The sequence below is a fragment of the Streptomyces sp. NPDC087300 genome (genome assembly GCF_044744425.1).
Taxonomy (GTDB): domain Bacteria; phylum Actinomycetota; class Actinomycetes; order Streptomycetales; family Streptomycetaceae; genus Streptomyces.
The window spans coordinates 766,387-788,978 of sequence record NZ_JBIUYI010000001.1; the positions used below are offsets into that span (position 1 = coordinate 766,387).

The 22,592-nt window shown below is 72.1% G+C and carries 15 protein-coding genes; 8 read left to right on the forward strand and 7 right to left on the reverse strand.

Features of this window, described 5'->3' with window-relative positions; genetic code table 11:
* Position 1: 1 nt before the first annotated feature.
* The 8 genes from ACIO9J_RS03260 to ACIO9J_RS03295 all read left to right on the forward strand — a co-directional run bounded on the left by ACIO9J_RS03260 (position 2) and on the right by ACIO9J_RS03295 (position 14,948).
* On the forward strand, positions 2–1,177 hold the full coding sequence (locus ACIO9J_RS03260) for a zinc-binding dehydrogenase (protein ID WP_401991672.1): 1,176 nt from the start codon (positions 2–4) through the stop codon (positions 1,175–1,177).
* The gene (locus ACIO9J_RS03265; protein WP_401991675.1) at positions 1,174–2,421 is read left to right on the forward strand and encodes an MFS transporter; all 1,248 of its coding nucleotides are present in this window, start codon (positions 1,174–1,176) and stop codon (positions 2,419–2,421) included. Before ACIO9J_RS03260 ends, ACIO9J_RS03265 begins: the two co-directional genes overlap by 4 nt.
* Positions 2,418–3,752: an MGH1-like glycoside hydrolase domain-containing protein gene (locus ACIO9J_RS03270; protein WP_401991678.1), complete on the forward strand. Its 1,335-nt coding sequence runs from the start codon at positions 2,418–2,420 to the stop codon at positions 3,750–3,752. Before ACIO9J_RS03265 ends, ACIO9J_RS03270 begins: the two co-directional genes overlap by 4 nt.
* 1 nt (position 3,753) lies before the next feature.
* Positions 3,754–4,788 carry a Gfo/Idh/MocA family protein gene (locus ACIO9J_RS03275; protein ID WP_401991681.1) on the forward strand — a complete coding sequence of 345 codons (1,035 nt, stop codon included), beginning with the start codon at positions 3,754–3,756 and terminating at the stop codon, positions 4,786–4,788.
* An 88-nt stretch (positions 4,789–4,876) separates the two neighbouring features.
* Entirely contained in the window at positions 4,877–6,025 is a 1,149-nt protein-coding gene (locus tag ACIO9J_RS03280; RefSeq protein WP_401991684.1) for an aminotransferase class V-fold PLP-dependent enzyme, read from the forward strand.
* A 210-nt stretch (positions 6,026–6,235) separates the two neighbouring features.
* On the forward strand, positions 6,236–9,934 hold the full coding sequence (locus ACIO9J_RS03285; protein WP_401991687.1) for a hypothetical protein: 3,699 nt from the start codon (positions 6,236–6,238) through the stop codon (positions 9,932–9,934).
* A gap of 2 nt (positions 9,935–9,936) precedes the next feature.
* Positions 9,937–14,097, forward strand: a complete 4,161-nt coding sequence (locus ACIO9J_RS03290; RefSeq protein ID WP_401991690.1) for a hypothetical protein — start codon at positions 9,937–9,939, stop codon at positions 14,095–14,097.
* Complete coding sequence (locus ACIO9J_RS03295) at positions 14,094–14,948, forward strand: hypothetical protein (protein WP_401991693.1); 855 nt, start codon at positions 14,094–14,096, stop codon at positions 14,946–14,948. Before ACIO9J_RS03290 ends, ACIO9J_RS03295 begins: the two co-directional genes overlap by 4 nt.
* Before the next feature lie 47 nt (positions 14,949–14,995).
* On the opposite strand, the gene ACIO9J_RS03300 is transcribed toward ACIO9J_RS03295, so the two are convergent.
* From ACIO9J_RS03300 to ACIO9J_RS03330, 7 genes are all read right to left on the reverse strand, one after another.
* A complete protein-coding gene (locus ACIO9J_RS03300) occupies positions 14,996–15,913 on the reverse strand; it encodes a glutaminase (protein WP_401991696.1) in 918 nt (305 codons plus the stop codon).
* A gap of 277 nt (positions 15,914–16,190) precedes the next feature.
* The gene (locus ACIO9J_RS03305; RefSeq protein WP_401991699.1) at positions 16,191–18,578 is read right to left on the reverse strand and encodes an excinuclease ABC subunit UvrA; all 2,388 of its coding nucleotides are present in this window, start codon (positions 18,576–18,578) and stop codon (positions 16,191–16,193) included.
* A gap of 157 nt (positions 18,579–18,735) precedes the next feature.
* Entirely contained in the window at positions 18,736–19,152 is a 417-nt protein-coding gene (locus tag ACIO9J_RS03310) for a VOC family protein (protein WP_401991702.1), read from the reverse strand.
* A gap of 104 nt (positions 19,153–19,256) precedes the next feature.
* On the reverse strand, positions 19,257–19,805 hold the full coding sequence (locus ACIO9J_RS03315) for a YciI family protein (protein ID WP_401991705.1): 549 nt from the start codon (positions 19,803–19,805) through the stop codon (positions 19,257–19,259).
* A 241-nt stretch (positions 19,806–20,046) separates the two neighbouring features.
* Positions 20,047–21,045 carry a hypothetical protein gene (locus ACIO9J_RS03320; protein WP_401991708.1) on the reverse strand — a complete coding sequence of 333 codons (999 nt, stop codon included), beginning with the start codon at positions 21,043–21,045 and terminating at the stop codon, positions 20,047–20,049.
* 251 nt (positions 21,046–21,296) lie between these two features.
* Entirely contained in the window at positions 21,297–21,704 is a 408-nt protein-coding gene (locus ACIO9J_RS03325) for a RidA family protein (RefSeq protein ID WP_401991711.1), read from the reverse strand.
* 147 nt (positions 21,705–21,851) lie between these two features.
* Complete coding sequence (locus ACIO9J_RS03330; RefSeq protein WP_401991714.1) at positions 21,852–22,529, reverse strand: TetR/AcrR family transcriptional regulator; 678 nt, start codon at positions 22,527–22,529, stop codon at positions 21,852–21,854.
* Positions 22,530–22,592 lie beyond the last annotated feature (63 nt).

Sequence of the window (22,592 nt, forward strand, 5' to 3'; positions counted from 1 at the left end):
CATGTACGTCCACATGATGACCGCCCCCGGTGAACTCGCCCTGTCCGGCGTGCCGGACCCGGTGTGCGGGCCCGACGAGATCGTGATGCGGACCGAGGCGGTCTCCATCTGCTCTACGGACGTCTCGTACTTCCGCGGCCACCTCTCCCCCGGCGCCTGGCCGATCATCCCGGGGCACGAATACGTCGGCAGCGTCCTGGAGGTGGGCCGGGCGCTGAACGGTTCCGTGGCACCCGGCGACCGCATCTGCTACTGGGGGCAGACCGACTTCGGCGGCATGGCCGAATACCGGGCCCTGCGGCCTCTTTTCCCGGGCCAGCGGGGCGCGGAGACCACCTGGTACACGGACCGCAACTTCTACGACGCCGACCAGGCGGCCTCGGTGGTCCTGCCCGCCAGCGTGCCCTCCTCGCTCGCCACCGTCGTCGAACCGCTCACCTCCGTCCTGCGCTCGCTGCTGTGGAACCCGCCGCGCCCCGGCGACACCTGCGTGGTCCTCGGCTGCGGCCCCAGCGCCCTGCTCGCGGTCCAGGTCCTGCGCCGCTACTTCGGCGTCGGCCACGTCACCGTCCTGGACCGCAACGACGAACGGCTGCGCCTGGCCCGCGAGCACGGCGCCGCCCTGTCCTTCAACACCGAGACCGGCGCCGACGCCCTCGGCGACTTCGTGCGCGAGCACCACGACACCTACGCCGACTACGTCTTCGACGCGCTGCCCCACGTCGAGGCCGCCGCCGGCGGTTCCGTGCCCGCGCCGAAGGACGTCCGCGAGCAGGCCATGGGGCTGCTGCGGCCCGGCGGCGCCTACGTCGTCTACGGCGCGACCGCCGTGCCGCAGCTCATCAACACCTGGATGATCCTCGCCAAGGGCCTCAGCCTGCGGGCCGCGCCCTTCGACGTGCGCCAGTTCCCGATGGCCCGCTCCGCCGAGGTCGCCGGTGTCGCGCTGCGGCTCGTCGAGACCGGCCTCGTCGACGCCCGGCCGCTCATGACGTCGTACGTCTCGCTCGACGACGAGGACGGCGTGCGGCGGGCGTTCACCGAGTACGGGCAGGGCGCCTCGATGAAGACCTCGCTGCTCGCCCCCGACGTCTTCGCGCGGACCCGGGCCGCCCAGGACGTCGGGGAACCGCTGCGGGTGGGGCACGCGGTCCAGGAGACCGGGGCCGCCGTGTGACCGGCCCACCGGGGACCTTCACCCGCGACTCCGTGACCGGCATGGCGTACGGCGGTCTCGCCCTGTACGCGTATGTCCTGTACGTCCAGGGCCCGTTGCTGCCACTGCTCCGCGAGGAGACCCACCTCTCGTACGCCGCGATGAGCGCGCACTCCACGCTCTTCGCGGCGGGCGGCATCGTCACCAATCTGCTCTACGCGCGCGTCAGCGCCCGGCTCCGCGGCCGCCGCCTCTTCTGGGCGGCCGCGGGCGCCCTGGCGCTCGGCGCGGCACTGCTCGCCGTCGGCGCGTGGGCGGGCGTGGCGTACACCTTGGCCGCCTCGCTCGCCCTGGGCGTCACCGGGGCCACGCTCCAGACGGCGACGGCCGCGGCGCTCTCCGATCACCACGGGCCCTTCCGCGAGCGGGCGTTGGTCGAGGCGAACGCGGGCGCGAGCGCCACGGCGCTGCTTGCCCCGCTGGCCGTGGGCGCGTTCCAGGCGACGGGGCCGGGCTGGCGTGTCGCGCTGTTCGTGCCGTCGCTCGCGGCCGTCGTGCTGTACGTCGCGTGCCGACGGGTGCCGTTCGGCGCGGCGCCGGGGCGGGACGGGCGGGGCGTGGCGGGTGCCCGTGAGCGCTCCGCCCCGTCCGGCCCCCTGCCCGCGCGCTTCCGGCTGCTGTGCACCCTCCTCGGCACCGTGGTCGGCCTGGAGTTCTGCGTGGTGTTCTACGGAGCGCCTCACCTGTCCAGCGCGGTGGGCCTGGGCGCCGACAGCGCGGCGACGGCGATGAGCCTGTTCGCGGCGGGGTCCCTCACCGGGCGGCTGGTCGGCAGTTCACTGGCCCGTCCAGGCCGGGCCCGCGGGCTGATCGTCGCGGCGCTCGCGGTGACGACTGCGGGCTTCCTGCCACTGTGGGCCACGACCAGCACGCCCGTCGCGCTCGTCGCGCTCTTCGTCACGGGCTTCGGCGTGGCGAACCTCTTCCCGCTGGTGCTGTCGCTCGCCATCGGGGTCGCCCCCGAACAGACGGAGCGGATCACCGCCCGCGTCTATCTCACGGCGTCCGCGGCCATCATGTGCGCCCCTCTGCTGCTCGGCGCGCTCTCCGACCGGATCGGTGTGCGCCCGGCGTTCGGGGTGACCGCGTTCCTCATCTGTGCGGCCGCGCTGCTCGTCCTCCTGGACCGCGCGCCGCGCACTCCCCCATCCACCAGCCACGGGCCGCCCGCCGGGCGGCCCGACCCCACGGAGGTCAAGAGTTGACCAGTCACGCGACGGCGGCACGCAGGGCCGCCGATGTGCTGCGCGAGAACCGGCGCACCGGCTACTCGGCCGGGGCGGGCCTCGCCTACGACTACACCTGTCCCTCACCCGAGACGTATCCGTTCCAGTGGGCCTGGGACAGCAGCTTCCACGCGATCGCCCTGCTGCACGTGGACACGGAGAGGGCCCGCACCGAACTGTCCTCGCTGCTCTCCGCGGCGACGGGGACCGGCTTCCTGCCGCACATGGTGCTCTGGCAGGACGACCTGCGGCCGCGCGCCACCGCCGAGTTCAGGATCGACCTGTGGGAGGGCTGGCGCTCGGTGACCGTCGCGCCGCCGGTGGTCGCACGGGCCGTCGAGCACGTCTACGAGGCGACGCTCGATCTGGCCTGGCTGAAGCGGACGCTGCCCGCCGTGCGGGGCTTCTTCGACTGGCTGCACCGGCACCGGCGCAGCCCGCGCACCGGGCTCCTCGAGATCTACCAGCCGGACGAGTCGGGCCTGGACATGAGCCCCCAGTACGACGCGGCGCTCGGCCTCGACACCTCGCCGCCGGAGACGGTGCGGGACGACTGGCACGCGGCGATGCGCCGCCTCATCGACGGCTACTCCCGGGACCGCCGTCCCGAGAGCCCGCTTCGTGAAGCCGGTGCGTTCGTCCGCAACGACGTGCTCGTCAACTCGATCTACGCCGACGGCCTGATGTCCCTCGCGCGCATGGAGGCCGAGGTGGGCGCACCCGCGGCGGCCTCGCGCGCCGCCGAGGCGGCGTCCCGGGACATCTGGGCGGCGCTCATGGAGCACTGCTGGGACCCGGAGCGCGGGGCCTTCTTCGACCTGGACCTGGTCTCCGGGCGGCGCTCCACGGTCCTGACGGTGAGCTCCCTGTTCCCGCTCATCGGCGACGGCGTCCCGGCGGCGGTCGCGGAGCGCCTCATCCATGAACACCTCCTCAACGAGAGGGAGTTCTGGCTCCCGTACCCGGTGCCGAGCGTGGCCGCGACCGAGCCCTCCTTCGACCCGTCGTTCGCCACCGGCGCGATCTTCCGCGGGTCGAGCTGGGTGAACCTCAACTGGTACCTGTACGGGGGCCTGCGTCGCAGGGGGTACGTCCAGGAGGCCCGGCGGCTCGCGCTGCGCACCGCCGAGTGCGTGGCCGTGCAGGGGCCGCGCGAGTGCTACGGCCCCTACGAATCGGCCGGGCACGGGGCCCGGTCCTTCGGCTGGAGCTCACTCGTCCTCGACCTGCTGCACACCGAGGGCCTGCTCGCGCCGGGGTCCGACTCCGACGCCCTGTCCGAGGCGCAACTCCTGTCGACGGAGGTCTGACATGGCCAACTGGGGATTCCTGGGCGCCGGTTCGATCGCCGCGTCGAGCCTGGCCCCCGCCGTGCACGCCGCGCCGGGCGCCCGCCTGCACGCGGTGGCCGCCCGCGACGGGGCCCGCGCCGCCGCACTCGCGCCGCACCGCACGTACACCGCCTATCCCGACCTCCTTGCGGACCCCGAGGTCGACATCGTCTACGTGGCGCTGCACAACTCCGCCCACCGCGCCTGGGTGGAGGCCGCCCTGGCCGCGGGCAAGCACGTGCTGTGCGAGAAGCCGCTGGGCCTCACCGAGGCCGAGACGGCGTCGATGGAGCGGGCCGCGCGCCGCGCCGACCGGACGCTCGTGGAGGCCGCGTGGAACCGCTGGCATCCGCGCACCAGGGACGCGGAGGCGGCCCTCGCCGGTGCGGCGACCGGCCGCCCGCTGCACGTCACGGCCCACTTCCACGGCCTGGCGCCCGCCCCCGACAACTACCGCCGCGACCCCGCGCTCGGCGGCGGCGCCCTGTACGACCTGGGCTACTACGCGCTGTCGGCCGTCCTCGCGGCGTTCTCCTGGCGCACTCCGCAGGTCACGCACGCACGGTGGGAGAGCTGGGACCCCGCGTCCGCCGACCGCTCGGTCGCCGCGGACCTCACCTTTCCCTGCGGCGGGACCGCCGAGGTCAGGTGCTCCCTCGACGGCACGCTCGCCGAGGAGTTCGCCGTCCACGGCACCGAGGGCTCGCTGCGCCTCTCGGCCCCCGCGTTCACGGCGGGCGCGGCCTCCTGCACGCTCGCCGTGACGTCCGAGCACGTGCGGCGGACCGCGGACGTACGGGAGTACGCCCCGACCGATCCCTACCGGCTGATGGTCACCGACGTCGACCGCGCCCTGTCGGGCGGCACCGGATACCTGGTGCCGACGGCACAGAGCCGGCTGATCGCGCGGCTGATCGACGCGGTGCGGGCCGCCGCGTCGGACGGCTCAGGCGGGGCCGGGCGCGCGCCGTCCGCGGGCGTCGGCGGCGAGCTTGATCCAGGGATGCCCGGATGACGGGTTCCGGGTCGACAATCGACGGTGTGACTCCTACCGGCATGCCCACCCCAGTCGTCCCCGGCCGCCCCGTCCTCTGCGGGGTCCGGTGACCGCCGCCGCGGCGCCCGCCGCGTTCCCCGGCGGCGCCGAGCTCTTCCGGCTCGGCCCGCACGTCGCCCACCTCAACCACGGCTCGTTCGGCGCCGTCCCGCTCCCCGTCTCCCGCGTCCAGCGGCAGCTGGCGGAGGAGGCCGACCACGACCCCGACGTGTTCTTCCTCGGCGTCGCCGACCGGATCGCCAAGGCCCGCACCCGGATCGCGGCCCACCTGGGCGCCGATCCGGAGGGGACCGCATTCGTCAGCAACGCCACCGAGGCCGCCAATCTGGCCCTGGACGCGCTGCGCCTGGCACCCGACGACGAGGTCCTCGTCACCGACCACGGCTACGGCACGGTCGTCGCGGCCGCCGCCCGCAGGGCGCGCGTCAGGACCGTCGCCCTCGATCCCGCGCTGCCGGACGAGGACGCGGTCCGCGCGGCGGTGCTCGCCGGGCTCACCCCGCGCACCCGGGTCGCGCTGCTCGACCACATCAGCTCGCCCACCGCCCGCTTCATCGCCACCCCCGCGCTCCTCGCCGACCTCGCGGAGCGGGGCGTGACCACCGTGGTCGACGGCGCCCACGCGCCCGGGATGCTCGCCGAACCCCTCGCGGGCGGGCCGGACTTCTGGTTCGGCAATCTGCACAAGTGGGGGTACGCCCCGCCGGGCAGCGCCCTGTTGGTGACCTCCCCCGCCCACCGCGAGCGGGTGCCCGCGCCCGTCCCGTCCTGGGAGGACCACCGGGGCTACCCCCGCTCCGTGGAGTATCGGGCCACCGTCGACTACACCGGCTGGCTGGCCGCCCCCGAGGGCCTCGACCTGCTCACCGGCCTCGGTCCCGAACGGGTGCGCGCCCACAACAGCGCCCTGGCCGCGTACGGCGCCGAACTCCTCGCCGGACTGCCCGGCCTGACCCCGCTGCCCTCCGACGACCGCCTCGCCATGCGGGCCCTGCGGCTGCCGCCGCATCTCGGCCGTACCCAGGACGAGGCCGTCGCCCTGCGCGAGGAGATCGCGACACGGCTCGGCTGCCGGGTGCTGATCTGGGCCTGGCCCGGCGGTGGCGGCATCCGGATCTGCGGACAGGTCTACAACGCGCCCGCCGAGTACGAACGCCTGGTCACCGGGCTCCGGTCGCTGCTCGACGGGCGCTGAGGAGCGGCTCCGAAAGCGGGGGACGCACCGGGCGAGCCGGGCAGGAACACGCCAGACAGCACGTCGGCCGACCCAGGTCTCACACGGCCGGCGACTCAGGGTGTATGCCCGGTTCGCCCCATTCACTCATTCGGGTGGCAACGGGTGTCAACAGGCAAGTGACGGGGGCGAGTTCGGGAGTCTGGAGGGGCCGCCCGACGGGAGAGTCACATGACCGCTTTCTCATCCCCTCCGCCGCCTCCTCACCGCCTTCTGCGCGCCACCGACCTGGTCGATCTCACGTTCGGCTTCCTGGGCCTGAGCATCGACCGCCCCCTCCTCGGCCCCCGCCGTCTCATCCGGAAGGACCCCGCGCAACCCGCCTTCCTCGTCGTCACCTTCGGCCCTCAGCACGTCGCCGAGCAGGCCTTCTTCGAACTGAGTCCGGGCCTGCCCGAATCGGCGGACCCGCCCCTGACCGCCGCCCCGGCCGGCAGCGATCCGCACAAGCCGCCGCCCGTCGCGTCCCGCATCGGCGGCCGCAGCGTCCTGGTGTTCGCCGTGGGCCCCGACGTCGCCGTCGAGTACACCGAATCCGGCCTGCTGACCGCCATGCGGACGCTCCCGCTGCGGGTGGTGGACGCCGCCCGTGAACCCACCGCGGCGGCCCGCGTCGCCCCGGCCGCCGAGGGCGAGCACCTCGACGTGTTCCAGGCGCTGCGCCTGGCCCGTACGGTGGCCGAACTGACCGCGCGGCACGGGTCCGAAGGCCCCCTCGCCGCCGGGCTGCTCGACCTCCCGGGACCGCCCGCGAAGGCGGCGAACGCCGCGGGACCCCTCCCCGAGAACCCGCTGGCGAACCCCGACGACCCGCGCACGGGAATCGAGCTGCCCTACCGCCTGCTCCTGTCACCGCCGCAGACCGCGGCCTGGACACACACCACCGCGCTGCCCGACCCCGGTGACCGGGTCGAGCTCTGGCACACCCGGCTGCCGGCCACCCGCGCCCGCGCCGTATGGACCCGCGACCCGGGCTTCGACCCGGCGGTCCCGCGCCCGCTGGATCGCGGCGGCAGCGAGTTCACCATGGCCCTGGACCGCAAGGACCGGTCCTCGGTGGTCCATCTGAGCTCCAACCACAACCTGCCGGGCGGCTTCGTGCCCGAGCCGATCGCGGCCGACCACGTGATCCTGTCGGCCCTGGGCGGCTGGCTCGACTCGCTCGGCCGCTGGGACGAGCCGCCCACCGGCTTCGACGTCACCCAGTGGCGCCACCGCGCGGCGCTCGGCAGGGACCACTACGTACGCGTGATGTACCGGGGCAGGCTCTTCCCCTTCGGGCACCTGGCCGACCTGGTCAAGGTCACCGAGCGCAAGTTCGACCACGGCAGGCCGGACAACGCGGCGTATCTCAACCAGCGGTTCTTCATCATGGTCCGCGAGCCGGTGCGCGCGTACGGGACGCGGGAGGAGAACGCCGACCAGCAGCGGCTGCACCGCCTGTTCCCGTTCACCAGCGTCCGGCTGCTCACCCTGGTCACCCCCGACCTGCTGCCGCCGCAGCCGATCCCGGGACTGTCCTCGATCGACGGCGACCCGAACGAGAAGCTCGCGTTCTTCCCGGTGTCCGGAACCGACGACCCGTTCACCTTCCAGGTGTCCATGGTCGATCTCGACGGGCGCACCCTGGAGTTCCGTACGCCGATGGCGTTCGTCGGCAAGCTGGTGCACGAGAACAAGGCCGATGTGGCGGCGGTCGTCGCGCACTACCAGGGGCTCGTCTCAGGACCGGTGCCCGAGCCGCCGGACCTGGGCGACCCCGGCGTACGGCGGACGGTCGCCGATGTGCGCGGGCAGTCGCTGTCCTACGCGCCGAGCCGCAAGCCCGACGACACGACGCTCTCCACCGGCCAGCTGGTCTGGGGCGCCGCGACCACCACGGACATCCTGGGCCTCGATCCCACGCTCCACCCCCGGTTCGTGCCGACCGTGCGCTGGGCGCGCGCCGTCGTCCCCGCTCTGAGCCGCTTCGGCACGGGCTTCGGCGGGAACCAGCCGCAGTCGGTGTTCTATCCCGAGCCGTACGTGCGGGACGCCTTCACCGAGGCGAACAAGGGGCAGGTCTTCATCGAGCTGGCGAGCCCCGTGGACCTGACCTTCCGCGACGGCGGGCAGAGCGCGGGAGCACTCGCCCAGCCGAACTTCCCCGTCGCGGGCCTCTCCCGGCTCACCGGACCGGTCGCGGCCACGCCCGACCGGCCGCCGATCGCGGGCGAGGCGGCCGACCCGCCCGTCGACAAGTGGGCCAAGCTCGCCCTGGGCCGCTTCAACCCCCTGGACTACTTCGGGGAGTTGGCGGGCGCCAAGCTCTTCGGGATGTTCCCGCTCACCGAGATCATGAGCGAGATCGGCCTGGACAACCTGAAGGCGCCGAACTTCTTCACGGCGACCGTCAACGCGGTCACCGGGTTCCTCGCCGACCTGCGCGGGCTGCGCGATCTGCTCACCCACGTCGAGGAGCAGTTCCCGGACATCGCGGACCTGGTCATCCGCGTCACCGACGCGGCCGCCGTCTTCGCCCAGCTGCTGGTCGACTACATCGTCGGCCAGTTGGAGGGCGCGCCCGACGCCACCACCATCGAGGAGGTGGAGAACGCCTTCAACGCGTTCGCCGACGCGCTCGCCGGGCTGCGCGCCGGGCTGCCCGCCGCGGTGGACACCGGTGTGCTGGGGCTGCTCGGCAGGATCGCGGACCAGGTCGCCACCTGGGACAGCGCGGTCGGTCAGGCGCTCGCCCTGAAGAAGGCGATCGAACTGGCCGCGCTCGGCACCAAGTTGCCCGATCTCGTCACCTCGCGCCTGGAGTGGCAGCCCGACATCAAGGCCTGGACCCCGGGCAAGCCGACGCCGGAGCGGGCGGAGGACGCCGTGTTCTGGCCGGTGGGCAAGCTGACACTCGTCACCGACCTGAGGGGATCGCTGCGCCCGGACGTGCCGCAGGCCGCGGACGTCACCTGCACCCTCGGCAAGTTCGATCTGCGCATGGTCCCGGACTTCGACGCGATCGTCCTGCACTTCGACCAGATCAAGTTCACCATGCGCGCAGGGCAGAAGCCCGACGTCGAGGTGAAGTTCGGCGGCGTCGACTTCATCGGGAACCTGGAGTTCGTGCAGACCCTGCGCAACATCATTCCGCTCGACGGCTTCAGCGACCCGCCGGCGATCACCGTCGACGGCTCGGGGATCCACGCGAACTACTCGATGCAGCTGCCGAACGCGGCCGTCGGCGTCTTCAGCCTGGAGAACCTCTCGCTGAACGCCGCGCTCTCGGTCCCGTTCATCGGGGACACCCCGCTCCAGGCCGGGTTCTCGTTCTGCCGCAGGGAGGCGCCCTTCCGCCTCACGCTGTCGATGCTGGGCGGCGGCGGCTACTTCGGGATCGTCCTCACCCCCAAAGAGATCGCCGTCCTGGACGCGGCCCTGGAGTTCGGGGCCGCCGTCTCGATGAACTTCGGCGTGGCCAGCGGCAGTCTCTCGGTGATGGCGGGCATCTACTTCCGCCTCGACCTGGCGGAGAACAGCGTCACCCTCGTCGGTTATCTGCGGGCCCGCGGCGAGGTCGACGTCCTCGGCATCGTCTCCGCCTCCATCGAGCTGTACATGGAGCTGGGGTACAAGGGCGGCTACGCGATCGGCAGCGCCACGCTCACCATCAGCATCGAGATCGGCTTCTTCGAGACGTCGGTGACGATCCACTGCGAGAAGAAGTTCGCGGGCAGCGGGAAGCGGGACGCGTTCGCCGCGGCCGAGGCTCCCGAGCTCACCCCGCCCGGCTTCACCGACCTGATGTCCCCCTACGACGACCCGGTGACCGGCGCCCGCGTCGACCCGGTCCTCGACTACTGCACGGCGTTCGCGGAGGTGGGCTGACCATGGACAGCATCCGATGGACCGTCCTGCCCGACGGCGTCGTCGACACGACCAGCGTCCGGGTGTCCGTGCTGGTCAGCCCGAGCCTCACCGGGATCACCACGCTCGGCGCCTCCGCGTACTTCGCGCACTGGCCCGACCGGCTCGCGGCGCTCCTGCCCGCGCTGCGGCTCCAGTTCGAGAGCGAGCAGGGCCCGGTCGCCACCGAGCTGCGGCCCACCGGCCGCTATCCGGCCGCCGACCCCGCGCTGTGGCGGACCCTGTTCCACGACGACACCTTCGTCCGCGAACCCGTCGTGCCGGTCACGCTCGCCGCACAGGAACCCCGCACCCTGCGCTCCTACCCCGGCAAGCTCGTGCACGACGAGGTCACCGGGCTCTACGAGGCGGTCGCGGTGTCCACCACGCGCGGCAGGCTGCGCACCGAATGGGCACGCGAGGAGCGCCTGTTGTGCGAGGAACCGCCGACCGACCACCGCGGCTGGGAACTGCCCGCCCTGTTCCGCCTCACCGACATGATCTCGGAACCGGTGCTCAGCCTCGGCCACGACGTGAAGGCCGGTTTCGTCATCCTGGAGGACGCCCTGCGCCAGCCCGGCGGGCACGGTGCCGACGCGGCGGACGACGGGCACGAGCCGCGCTTCATGGACCGTACGAGCGATGCCTACACCGGCGAGAACAAGCGGATGCTGCCGCTCGCCGAGGCGGCCAGGTTCTACGCCAGGGGCAAGGCGCCCGCCTCGGCCGCCGAGCTGGAAGACGAGCCCGCGCACCGCATCGACTTCCACGAGGCGTGCGGGCTGCTCGGCGACTACCCGGAGCTCCAGCGCAGGTTCGGGCTCGTGCTCGACCTGCGGTTCGCGGTGCCCGCCGGGGTGGGCGAGAGCTCACAGGTCCGGGTGCGCTTCGCGGACGGCACCCCCGACGCGGACCGGCTCAACGCACCGGCCAACTGCCCTTGGACCAAGCTCCATTTCATCCGGGGCAGCGTCTTCGAGGCGGCCGCGGGGGACAGCGGGGTGATCATCGGCCGGATGCTGAACCTCGGCGCCCCCGAGACCTGGCACCTCACCGAACTCGACGTGGACGGCGCCGCCCTCAAGCACGTCGACTACGCCCGTACGGTCGACAGCCTGCGCGGCAGCGACCTGCCGTCGGGCACCGCGTCGGTGGCCCAGCAGGTGTCGGGCACCGGCACCCCGGCGGCCCGCGGCGGCGGGATCACGCTGCTGCACACCGACCGGGACAGGCATCTGGCCGGGCAGATCGGCGCCGACGTCGGCCGTCAAGTGGCTTCCGGGAACGTGGTGTTGACCGCGCAGGATCTGGTGCGGGGGTACCGCGTCGACATCGGCACGGTCGACCCGGGCACCGGCAGGGTCACCGAGTGGCGTTCGCTGCTGCGGCGCCGGGGCCGCTACACGGTCCGCCGCCCCGGCCTGCCGCCCGTGGAGATCACGGTCGGCCCCGACGAGGGTCTGGTGCGCGCCAGCGCGGTCACCCTCGACGCCGCCGACGACCGGCAGCTCTACGGCCACCAGGCGGTGTTCGGCTGGCACGGCTGGAGCCTCGCGGCGCCCCGCCCCGGCCGGACCATCGGCCTGGCCGACGAACCGGTGGCGCCCGATCCGCCGGTGTCGCAGGACGTGCCGCTGGACACCAAGTTCAGCGCGGAGCCCGGCTCGCTGCCCGCGTTGCGCTACGGCAGGACGTACCGGATGCGCGCCCGCCTCGCCGACCTCGCGGGCAACGGCCCCGAGCACACGGCGAACACCCCGGACACGGTCCACTCGGACCCGATCACGTACGGGCGCTGGGAGCCGGTCCCCCAGCCCGTGGTGCTGCCGCTCCTGCCCTTCAACGAGGGCGAGTCCACGGAGCGTCTCGTCATCCGCAGCACCGTCACCGACGACGGCCGCCCGATGTCCACCGACGAGTACGCGCTGCGGCGCTCCGACGTCCCCGACCACAAGGCCCACTCCGACGTGGACGGCCTGGACCGGCAGTACAAGCCGATCGCGGAGCGGCACGTGGCGCCGCCCAAGACGGCGCTCCAGATGGCCGAGGAGCACGGGGTCTTCGACGCCGCCTTCGGCCCGGACAAACCCGCCCGGGTACGGGAGGAGTACGTCGCCGTCGCCTCGCGCGAGTCGGGTTCCTTCCTGGACACCAAGGTCCGCGAACCCGAGTGGCCCCACCGCGAGCACGACCTGCTGCGCGAGGGCGACATCCACATCGCCAAGCACGACGTGCACGACCCGCTGCCGCTCACCGCGCTGCCGCTGGTGCGGCGCGGCGCCGGTCTCGCACAGGGCGAGTTCGTGGTGCACAGCGCCGACCAGCTGCTGCTGCCCTACCTCCCCGACGTACTGGCCGAAGGCGTCATGCTGCGCGGTCTGCCCGGCGACACGGAGAACCGCAAGATCCCGTTTCCCGGCCCCTGGCCACAGGCCAAGCCGTTCAAGGTGCGCATCAAGGAGGGCACCGGCGAGCCGCACTGGCACGACGGCGTCATCGAGCGCGTCCTGGAGGTCTTCCTGCCCAAGGCAGAGGTCGCCACCGTACGGCTCAGCTGCTATCTCGACCCCGGCAAGCTGCCGCTCCTGCGCCAGTGGGGCCTGCTGACCGCGTCCTCGTTCTGGGCCGAACTGCCCGCCGTGGACAGGGCGTTCGTCACCGCGGCGAGCGCGGACGGCGAGAACTGGATGCTCACCCCGTGGACCGAGCTGACCCTGGTGCACGCGGTCGAGAAGCCCGTGCTCCGTCCGGAGCTCACCGAGCTGGCCGCGAGCAGGACCGCCGAGCAGACCGCGGCCCAGCTGGCCGTGCGGCTCACCAGCCACGCGGAGAGCAGCGGTCACGTCGAGGTGGACGCGCACTGGAGCGAGTGGGTCGACGACGTCACCGAGCCCGCCCCGAAGCGCGTCGACGGGCATACGCATCTGGAGGACATCACCCTCGCCTACACCGCGGACGACGAACAGGTCACCCGCACCCATGAGTTCGGCGACACCCGGCACCGCGACATCCGCTACACCCCGACCGCCGTCACGCGCTTTCGCGAGTACTTCCACCCCAGCCTCAGCGAGGACCGCGCCAAGGTCACCCGGCTCGGACCTCCGTCCGCCCCCGTGCCGGTGCCCAGTTCGCGCCGGCCCGAGCCGCCTTCGGTGGCCTATGTCGTCCCGACCTTCCGCTGGGAGCGGACCGTCGACGAGGAGCACGACACGGTGACCCGGCACCGTCGCGCCGCCGGTCTTCGGGTCTATCTGAACCGGCCCTGGTACTCCTCGGGCGACGACGAGATGCTCGCCGTCATCCTGGACCCGGGCACGGCCCTGCCCGACACCCTCGCGACCCGCTGGGGCGTGGACCCCGTCTGGGCGGACACCACGGCGCTGCCGAGCCCGGCGGCCGCGCACTTCCCCAACGCGGCGCGGCGGGCCACCGGTCTGCGTCTCGCCGAGTCGACGGACGCGGCACCGGTGGTGGCCGACGTCGTCGCCTTCACGCCGGTCTACCACCAGGAGCGGCGGCTCTGGTACATCGACATCGACGTGGACTTCGGCGCGGCGGCCACGACGCGGTCGGCCTACTTCCCGTACGTGCGTCTCGCCCTCGCGCGCTACCAGCCGTTCTCGGTGGACCCGCTGCACCTGTCGACGGTGGAGCGCGCGGAGTTCGCGCAGCTCGCCCCGCCCCGTTCGGTCACCGGTCACCGCGAGGGCGACCGGCTCACCGTCCGGCTCACCGGGCCCGCGAAATACAACGAACTCGGTGAGCTCACCGGGTCCGGGGTGTCCGCGGCGGCCGCGAGCCGCCGCGTCGTCGTGAGTCTGCAGAGCCGGCCGACGCTGAACGCGGACGACATGGACTGGCAGCAGCTGGGCGCGCCGGTCGAGCTGACGTGCGCGGCCGACGGGGAGGGCTTCGCCTGGACCGGTGGGATCGCCGCGCCCGTCGGTCAGTTGCTCACGGCGTACCGCCTGCTCGTCCAGGAGTATGAGCTCTACCGGACCGACCAGGACACGGCGACCGACACCATCCCCGTGCGCGGCACCGTGCTGCCCGCGGCCCGGCGTCCGGTGCACGCCGACTACTTCGGATTGAACGTCGGACTGCTCGGGCGGATCGACTTCGACCTCCAGGAGGACGGCGCATGAAACGACCACCGTTGGCCTACTGCCTGCTGACCTTCGCCCTGGCCCTGCTGTGGTCGTCACCCGCCTCCGGCGCCCCCGCGAGCAGGTTCAACGACCCGCAGCCGCACCGCGGCGGCGCCGAGATCCGGATGACCGTCCTCGGCGAGACGTACGCGTGTTCGTCGGGCTTCGCGGTGCGCAGGGAGGAGGACGGCAAGCGGGCGATGACCACCGCGGGGCACTGCCCCAACGGCCTGATCAATGTGAACGCGACATCGGGGCAGTACCCGTTCGGCACGTTCGTCAGGACGTTCTACGACAACGTGGTGGACGCCGCCCTGATCACCGGCGCCCCGTCCAACCCGCAGGTGTACGCGCCGACCCTGTGGACGGACGGCGGCCCCGCGGGCACACCGGTCGCCCGGCGGGTGCTCGGCAAGTCCGACAGTCCGGTGGTCGGCCAGAAGGTGTGCGTCAGCGGCAAGGTGACCAAGCTGGTCTGCGACATCGAGGTCTACAACCTGACCAGCGGCGATTCGTGCGGCGATGAGCCACCGCACATCTGCACCCACGGTCTCGTCCTCGCGGGCAAGGAAGGCAAGGACATCGTGAAGGCGGGCGACTCGGGCGCGCCCGTGTTCGTGCCCATCGACACGGAGATCGACGGGCACAAGGTGTACGGCGCCATGATCGTCGGCATGCTGGTCGGCGGCGGTCCCCGGATCGAGCACGGGCCAGAGGACCTGGTGGTCTTCCACCCGGTCAAACAGATCGAGTGCTCGCTGAGCGCCCGCATCCTCACCACCGCGGAGGCGGAGTCGGGCGACACGACACCGCCTCCGCCGCGCACCGACTGCGCCGGTACGGGCTGACGCTCCTTGGCCCGGGTCCGGTTTCGGGCCCGGGCAAGAAGCCCGGGTCAGAAGATGGAGAGGCCCGTGTGCGTGGTGAAGCGGTCGAGCGCGGCGACGCCCGCCACGGAGTTGCCGCGCTGGTCGAGGCCGGGACTCCATACGCACACGGTGCAGATCCCCGGTACGACCGCGATGATGCCGCCGCCCACCCCGCTCTTGCCCGGCAGCCCCACCCGGTGCGCGAAGTCACCGGCCGCGTCGTAGGTGCCGCAGGTCAGCATCACGGCGTTGACCTGCTTGGCCTTGCTCCTGCTGAGCAGGGTGGAGCCGTCGGCCCTTATCCCGTGCCGGGCCAGGAACCCGGCGGCCAGGGCCAGATCGGCGCAGGACGCCTCGACGGAGCACTGCCGGATGTACTGGTCGAGCAGTTCGGGGACCGAGCTCGTGATGTTGCCGTACGACGCCATGAAGTGCGCGAGGGCGGCGTTGCGGTCGCCGTGGGCGGCCTCCGATTCGGCGACGTGCAGATCGAAGGTGAGGTCGGGATTGCCGGACTCCGCGCGCAGGAATTCGCGCAGGGTGCCGCTGGCGTCACCGGTCAGGAACTGGAGGCGGTCGGTGACGACGAGGGCGCCCGCGTTGATGAAGGGATTGCGCGGGATGCCGTTCTCGTACTCCAGCTGCACCAGCGAGTTGAAGGGATTGCCGGACGGCTCGCGGCCGACGTGCTCCCACAGTTCGTCGCCTTCTTGGGCGAGCGCGAGGGCGAGCGTGAACACCTTGGTGATGGACTGGGTGGAGAAGGGCTGCTGCCAGTCGCCGACTCCGTGGACCGTGCCGTCGAGTTCGGCGACGGCCATGCCGAAGCGGTTCGGATCGGCCGCGGCGAGCGCGGGAATGTAATCGGCCGGGCGGCCGCGGCCCGGGGTGGCCTCGATCTCGCTCGCGATGCGGTCGAGGACGGACTGGAATTCGGCGGACAAGCGGACTCACTTCGGCTTCGTGCGGCAATTCGTCGGTAATGCGGGGGTAATGCGCCAGCCACACCTTACGCGGTGCCGACAGACCGTCCGGAGGGCCTCCCCGGCCCGCCGGTTATCGAGGTGATTCCGCTGCCGAAGCACGCTCGCGCGGACGGCCGAATTTCACCCGGTGAATGCGCGGCCGACGCAATGCGTCCGCGCACGACGGACCGCGCCGGAGGGCGATTTCACGCCGCCGCGTGAAATCGCCCTCCGCTGTCAGCGCGGCTCTCCGCGGTCAGCCGCCGACGTACTCCGCCAGATGTTCCCCGGTGAGCGTGGAGCGGGCGGCGACCAGCTCGGCGGGGGTGCCCTCGAAGACGATTTCGCCGCCGTCGTGGCCCGCGCCGGGACCGAGGTCGATGATCCAGTCGGCGTGTGCCATGACCGCCTGGTGGTGCTCCACGACGATCACCGACTTGCCGGAGTCGACGAGCCGGTCGAGCAGCGCGAGCAGCTGCTCCACGTCGGCCAGGTGCAGGCCCGTGGTCGGCTCGTCCAGGACGTAGACACCGCCCTTGTCGCCCATGTGCGTGGCCAGCTTGAGCCGCTGGCGTTCGCCGCCGGAGAGGGTGGTCAGCGGCTGGCCGAGGCTGAGGTAGCCGAGCCCCACGTCGACGAGCCGGCCGAGGATCTTGTGCGCGGCGGGGGTGTGCGCGTCGCCGGAGCCGAAGAACTCCTCGGCCTCGGTCACCGACATCGCGAGCACCTCGCTGATGTCGCGGCCGCCGAGGCGGTATTCGAGCACCGAGGCCTGGAACCGCTTCCCCTCGCAGTCCTCGCAAGGGCTGGCGACACCGGCCATCATCGCCAGGTCGGTGTAGATGACGCCCGCGCCGTTGCAGGTGGGGCAGGCGCCCTCGGAGTTGGCGCTGAACAGGGCCGGCTTGACCCCGTTGACCTTGGCGAAGGCCTTGCGGATCGGGTCGAGCAGTCCGGTGTACGTGGCCGGGTTGCTGCGCCGCGAGCCCTTGATGGGACTCTGGTCGACGGACACCACGTCCGCGTCGGCCGGCATCGAACCGTGCACGAGGGAGCTCTTGCCGGACCCCGCGACACCGGTGATGACCGTGAGGACGCCGAGCGGGATGTCGACGTCGACGTCCCGCAGGTTGTTCGCCGCGGCGCCGCGGATCTCGAGGGCGCCCTTGGGCGTGCGCACCGTCTCCTTGAGCGATGACCGGTCGTCGAAGTGCCGGCCCGTGCTGGTCCCGCTCGCCCGCAGCCCCTCGACGGTGCCCTCGAAGCAGACGGAGCCGCCCGCCGCGCCCGCGCCGGGGCCGAGGTCGACGACGTGGTCGGCGATCGCGATGGTCTCCGGCTTGTGCTCGACGACGAGCACCGTGTTGCCCTTGTCCCGCAGCCTCAGCAGCAGGTCGTTCATCCGCTGGATGTCGTGCGGGTGCAGGCCGATGGTCGGCTCGTCGAAGACGTACGTGACGTCGGTGAGCGAGGAGCCGAGGTGGCGGATCATCTTGACGCGCTGCGCCTCGCCGCCGGACAGCGTGCCCGCGGGGCGGTCGAGCGCGAGGTAGCCGAGGCCGATCTCCACGAACGAGTCGAGGGTCTGCTGGAGCGCCGTGAGCAGCGGTGCCACCGACGGCTCGGACAGGCCGCGGACCCATTCGGCCAGGTCCCTGATCTCCATCGCGCAGGCGTCGGCGATGGAGATCCGCTTGACCTTCGAGGACCTGGCGCCCTCGCTGAGCCGGGTGCCCTCGCACTCGGGGCAGGTGGTGAAGGTGACCGCGCGCTCGACGAAGGCGCGGATGTGCGGCTGCATCGCCTCCTTGTCCTTGGACAGGAAGGACTTCTGGATCTTGGGGATCAGCCCCTCGTAGGTGAGGTTGACGCCGTTGACCTTGACCTTGACGGGCTCTCCGTAGAGGAAGTCCCGCAGTTCCTTCTTGGTGTACCCGCGGATGGGCTTGTCCGGGTCGACGAAGCCCGACTGGGCGTAGACCTGCACGGTCCACTGGCTGTCCGACTTCCAGCCGGGGATGGTGAACGCGCCCTCGGCCAGCGACTTGGAGTCGTCGTAGAGCTGGGTGAGGTCGATGTCGGAGACGCGGCCGCGGCCCTCGCAGCGCGTGCACATGCCGCCCGTGCGCTGGAAGGTCGCCTTCTGCGCCTTCGTCTTGTTCCCGCGCTCGACGGTGATCGCGCCGCTCGCCTGCACCGACGCGGTGTTGAAGGAGTACGCGCTGGGCGGGCCGATGTGCGGCTTGCCGAGGCGGCTGAAGAGGATGCGGAGCATCGCGTTGGCGTCGGTGGCGGTGCCGACGGTGGAGCGCGGGTCGGCGCCCATCCGCTGCTGGTCGACGGTGATCGCGGTGGTCAGACCGTCCAGGACGTCGACCTCGGGGCGGGCCAGGGTGGGCATGAAGCCCTGCACGAACGCGCTGTAGGTCTCGTTGATCATCCGCTGGGACTCGGCGGCGATCGTGTTGAACACCAGCGAGCTCTTGCCCGAGCCCGAGACCCCGGTGAACACCGTCAGACGACGCTTGGGGATCTCGATGCTGACGTCCTTGAGATTGTTCTCGCGGGCGCCGTGCACACGGATCAGGTCGTGGCTGTCGGCGGTGTGCGGCGCAGGCGACCGGTCTTGGGTCCTCTTGGGCATGCTCGTCTTGTCTCCATCTGTCACGCGGGCCGCCTTCGCGGTCTCCGTCGGCATCGCCTGGCTCGATCTAAGCAGCTTCGAGCGTGGTGCGCGGTGCGATCGGGGCGGGCGCCGCACGGCCTGTACGGGTGCGGCGCCCGGTGCCCCCGGTCCGGGTTCAGCCCTTGCGCGGCTGACTGAAACGCAGCATGTTGCCCGCCGGATCGCGGAAGGCGCAGTCACGGACTCCGTAGGGCTGGTCGATCGGCTCCTGGAGCACCTCGCCGCCCGCGGCGCGGATGCGCTCGAAGGTGGCGTCGCAGTCGTCGGTCCGGAAGATGACGCCGCGCAGCAGGCCCTTGGCGAGCAGCTCGGTCATCGCCTGCCGGTCGGCGGGGGCGGCGTTCGGGTCCGCGAGCGGCGGCTCCAGGACGATGTCCACGTCGGGCTGCGTGGGCGAGCCCACGGTCACCCAACGCATGCCCTCGAAGCCGACGTCGTTGCGGACCTCCAGGCCGAGTACGTCCCGGTAGAAGGGGAGCGCCTTGTCGTGGTCGTCGACGGCGATGAAGGTCTGGGAGAGGTTGATGTCCATGGGTTTCACGCTACGAGGGGCGGCGCGGGGACGCTTCTCCATTCCTGACCGGTTGCCCGCGCCCCCATTTCCGGCCGGCCACCCGGGCCCCTGCTGAGCTCCGCTCAGCGTCGTCCGCCGAACTCCCAGTCGTGCACCTCGACGCCCGCGTACCGCTCCTCGGTCAGTACGGCGCGTGCCGCGTCCGGGCCCGGCGCCCTGACCAGTGCGGCGGTGCCGAGCCAGGTGGCGCCGTCGTCGGAGAGCAGCGGCCCGTACGCGACGAGTTCGTCCTTCCCCTCCGGTACGGCGAGGTCGACGGCCTCCCCGGCACCGAATCCGAGCACCAGATAGCGGTCACCGCCGGTGCGGCCGCCGGGGAAGTCCCACATCGTGCGGCCCAGCAGATCGCGCCAGCGGCGCAGCAGCACGTCCCGGTAGACCCCGGCCTGGTACCCCGGCTCGTCGAAGGCGAACGCGCGGGCGGCCTCGGGGTCGGACAGTTCGACGATGTGCAGACTGCCGGTGGGCGTCTCGCCGTCGGCGCCGAAGGTGGGGCCGCGGGCGATCATCCGCTCCTGGTACCGGTCCATGTACGACCAGTGCTCTTCCAGCAACTCTTCTCGCAGCGGCAGGGCCCCCGGACGGTCGCGGTGGTAACAGAGGAACTCCATGGCGACAGACTGTCCCTGATCGGTGAGGGGTCCTCAAGGGGGTTTCGGCAGCTCCCCGCGGACCGGTGGCTCCCCTCGGACCGGCGGCTCCGAGACCTGCCGGTGGCTTCGAGTCCCGGTGCCGCCGGGAGCCGGGTGCCCCCGAGGCCAGGTGCCCGCCGAAGCCGCCTGGCTCCCGGAGCCTTGTTTCCGGGACGCCCCGGTCCGCGCGGTCCGTGCGGCGCGGACCGGGGCGTCCGCCTCAGCCCGTCTCCCCCGTCGCCTCCCCCGCCTCGTACCAGTACGCACCCTGCACGGAGCCGGGCCCCTTGGGCGCGCCCTCGCCGCCGATCCACCAGTTCTCCATGCTGCCGGGGATCCGCGACACCGCGGCCACCCCGCCGAAGGCGGAGCCGCTGCCGAACGCCGCGTGCTGGTAGGTGGTCCACTTGCCGCCCTCGTACCAGTGCGCGCCCTTCACCTCGCGCTGCGGGCCGACCCACCAGATCTCCATGCTGCCGGGGATCCGTGACACCGCGGCGATCCCGGTGCTCGGCGATGCGCCGGCGTCCGGTGCGATGCGGTAGCGCGCCCACTGTCCGCCCTCGTACCAGTAGGCGCCGTCCAGGGCGGTGATGGCGCTCCCGGTGTCACCGACCCACCAGATCTCCATGCTGCCGGGCACCCGGGAGACGGCGGCCATGCCGCCGTTGACGGACGCGCTGCGGTCCGGCGCGATGCGGTAGCGGCTCCATTGGCCGCCCTCGTACCAATAGGCGCCCTCCACCGAGCCGTTGGCACCGACCCACCACATTTCCATGCTGCCCGGAACGCGGGACACCGCGGCCACGCCGCCGCGCACCGCGGCGCTGCCGCCCGGCGCGATCTGGTAGCGGGTCCACTGGCCTCCCTCGTACCAATGGGCCCCTTCCACGGATCCGCCGGCGCCGATCCACCAGATCTCCATGCTGCCCGGGATGCGGGAGACCGCGGCGATGTTTCCTTCGTTGTTCACGCTGCCGTTCGGAGCGATCTGGTAGCGCGACCAGGAGCCGCCCTCATACCAATAGGCGCCCTCCACCGAGCCGTTCGCGCCGATCCACCACATTTCCATGCTGCCCGGAATGCGGGACACGGCGGCCATGCCGCCGCTGACCGAAGCGCTGCCCGCGGGGGCGATCTGCTGACGCGTCCATTGGCCGCCTTCGTACCAATAGGCGTTCTCCACCGACTGGTTGATCCCGGTCCACCAGATCTCCATGCTGGTGGAGATCCGCGACAGTGCGGTGATGCCACGTGTGTCAGTGGCGCTGCGTCCCGGCGCAAGGTTGTATTCATGCCATGAAGCGCACATCGGGATTCCCCTTCCACTTCCGCCCCGGAAAGTAGCAACGGGGGAAGGGGAGGGCACCGGCGCGCAATCGTGCGCTGGAGGCACGGCCGTACGCCCGGCGCGCACGGTTTCACCCGTGTTTCCCGGGCGTCGATTTCCTGGCCGAATCCCTGGTCTCCCTAATCGATGACGGCCGTGGCCTCGATCTCGACCAGGTGGTCGGGGAACGCCAGGGTTGCCACGCCGAGCAGCGAGCCCGGCGGGACCGGAGTGACGCCCAGTTTCGCCGCGGCCCTGGCGGCCCCCTCCAGGAACAGGGGCATCTTGTCGGGGGTCCAGTCGACGACGTACACCGTCATCTTCGCGACGTCGGCGAAGGAGCCGCCGACCTCCGCCAGGGCGGTGGCGATGTTGAGGTAGCACTGCTCGACCTGCGCGGCGAGGTCGCCCGCGCCGACGGAGACGCCGTCGGCGTCCCAGGAGACCTGGCCCGCGATGAACACCTGCTTCGACCCGGTCGCGACGGACACCTGTCGATACGCGTCGATCTCCGGCAGTCCGCTCGGGTTCACCAGGGTGATGGCCATGCCGTACGCCTCCTCATGTGTCTCTTTCGGTTACTCGGGAACCGTAGGAGAGCGAGGCCTGACATGGAAGAACGCACTTTTCCGAAACCTGGGCACCTCAAGGTGACCCAGCAGCTCAGTGGCTCGGCGGCACGGCGACCCAGTGACTCACGCCGGCGGAGTCGGGGCCGTTCCCCGCAGGGGCGCGAGCGCCGCGTCGTCCACCGGGGCCGCTCCCGTGAGCGTGCCCAGGAGGGCGCGGGCCAGGACGGTGGCCGAATCGACCCGGGTGTCCTCGGGTTCGTCACCCGTTGCCCTGCCGATGACGGCGTCGCGCACCCACTGGGAGCCGTCGAGGCCGCCGAACAGCTCGGGGAAGGAGAGCGCCATCAGGCACACACCGACGTTCGCCGACATGATCGACTGCGCGGCGAGTTCGACGGACGTCCGCAGCCGTCCGGCGTCGGCGCAGCGCCGCACCGCCGAGCGCAACAGCTCCTGGGCGTCGTCGATGGCGCGGGGCTTGGGGTCGCCGAGGGGCGTGAACATCAGCCGGTACAGGTGGGGGTTCCCGAGCGCGTACGCGACGTGGCTGTCCCAGGCCACCCGCAGATCGGCGACCGGGTCGGCGGTCAGCGGGTTCTTCCGCTTGTTCGCCAGGAAGCGCTCGAACCCGAGGTCGGCGACGGCCGCGAGCAGGCCCTGCTTGTCGCCGAACTGCCGGTAGATCTCCGGCATGCCCACGCCCGCGCGGTCGCAGATCGCCCGCGTGGAGATGGCCGACGCCTCCTTGGTGGCGAGGAGCTCCGAGGTGGCTTCGAGGATGCGGTCGCGTGCGGCAGACATGCCCACCACGATAACGCCGCTAACACCTCGGGGCCCGGCCCGGCCTCACCTGGACCCTGGTCA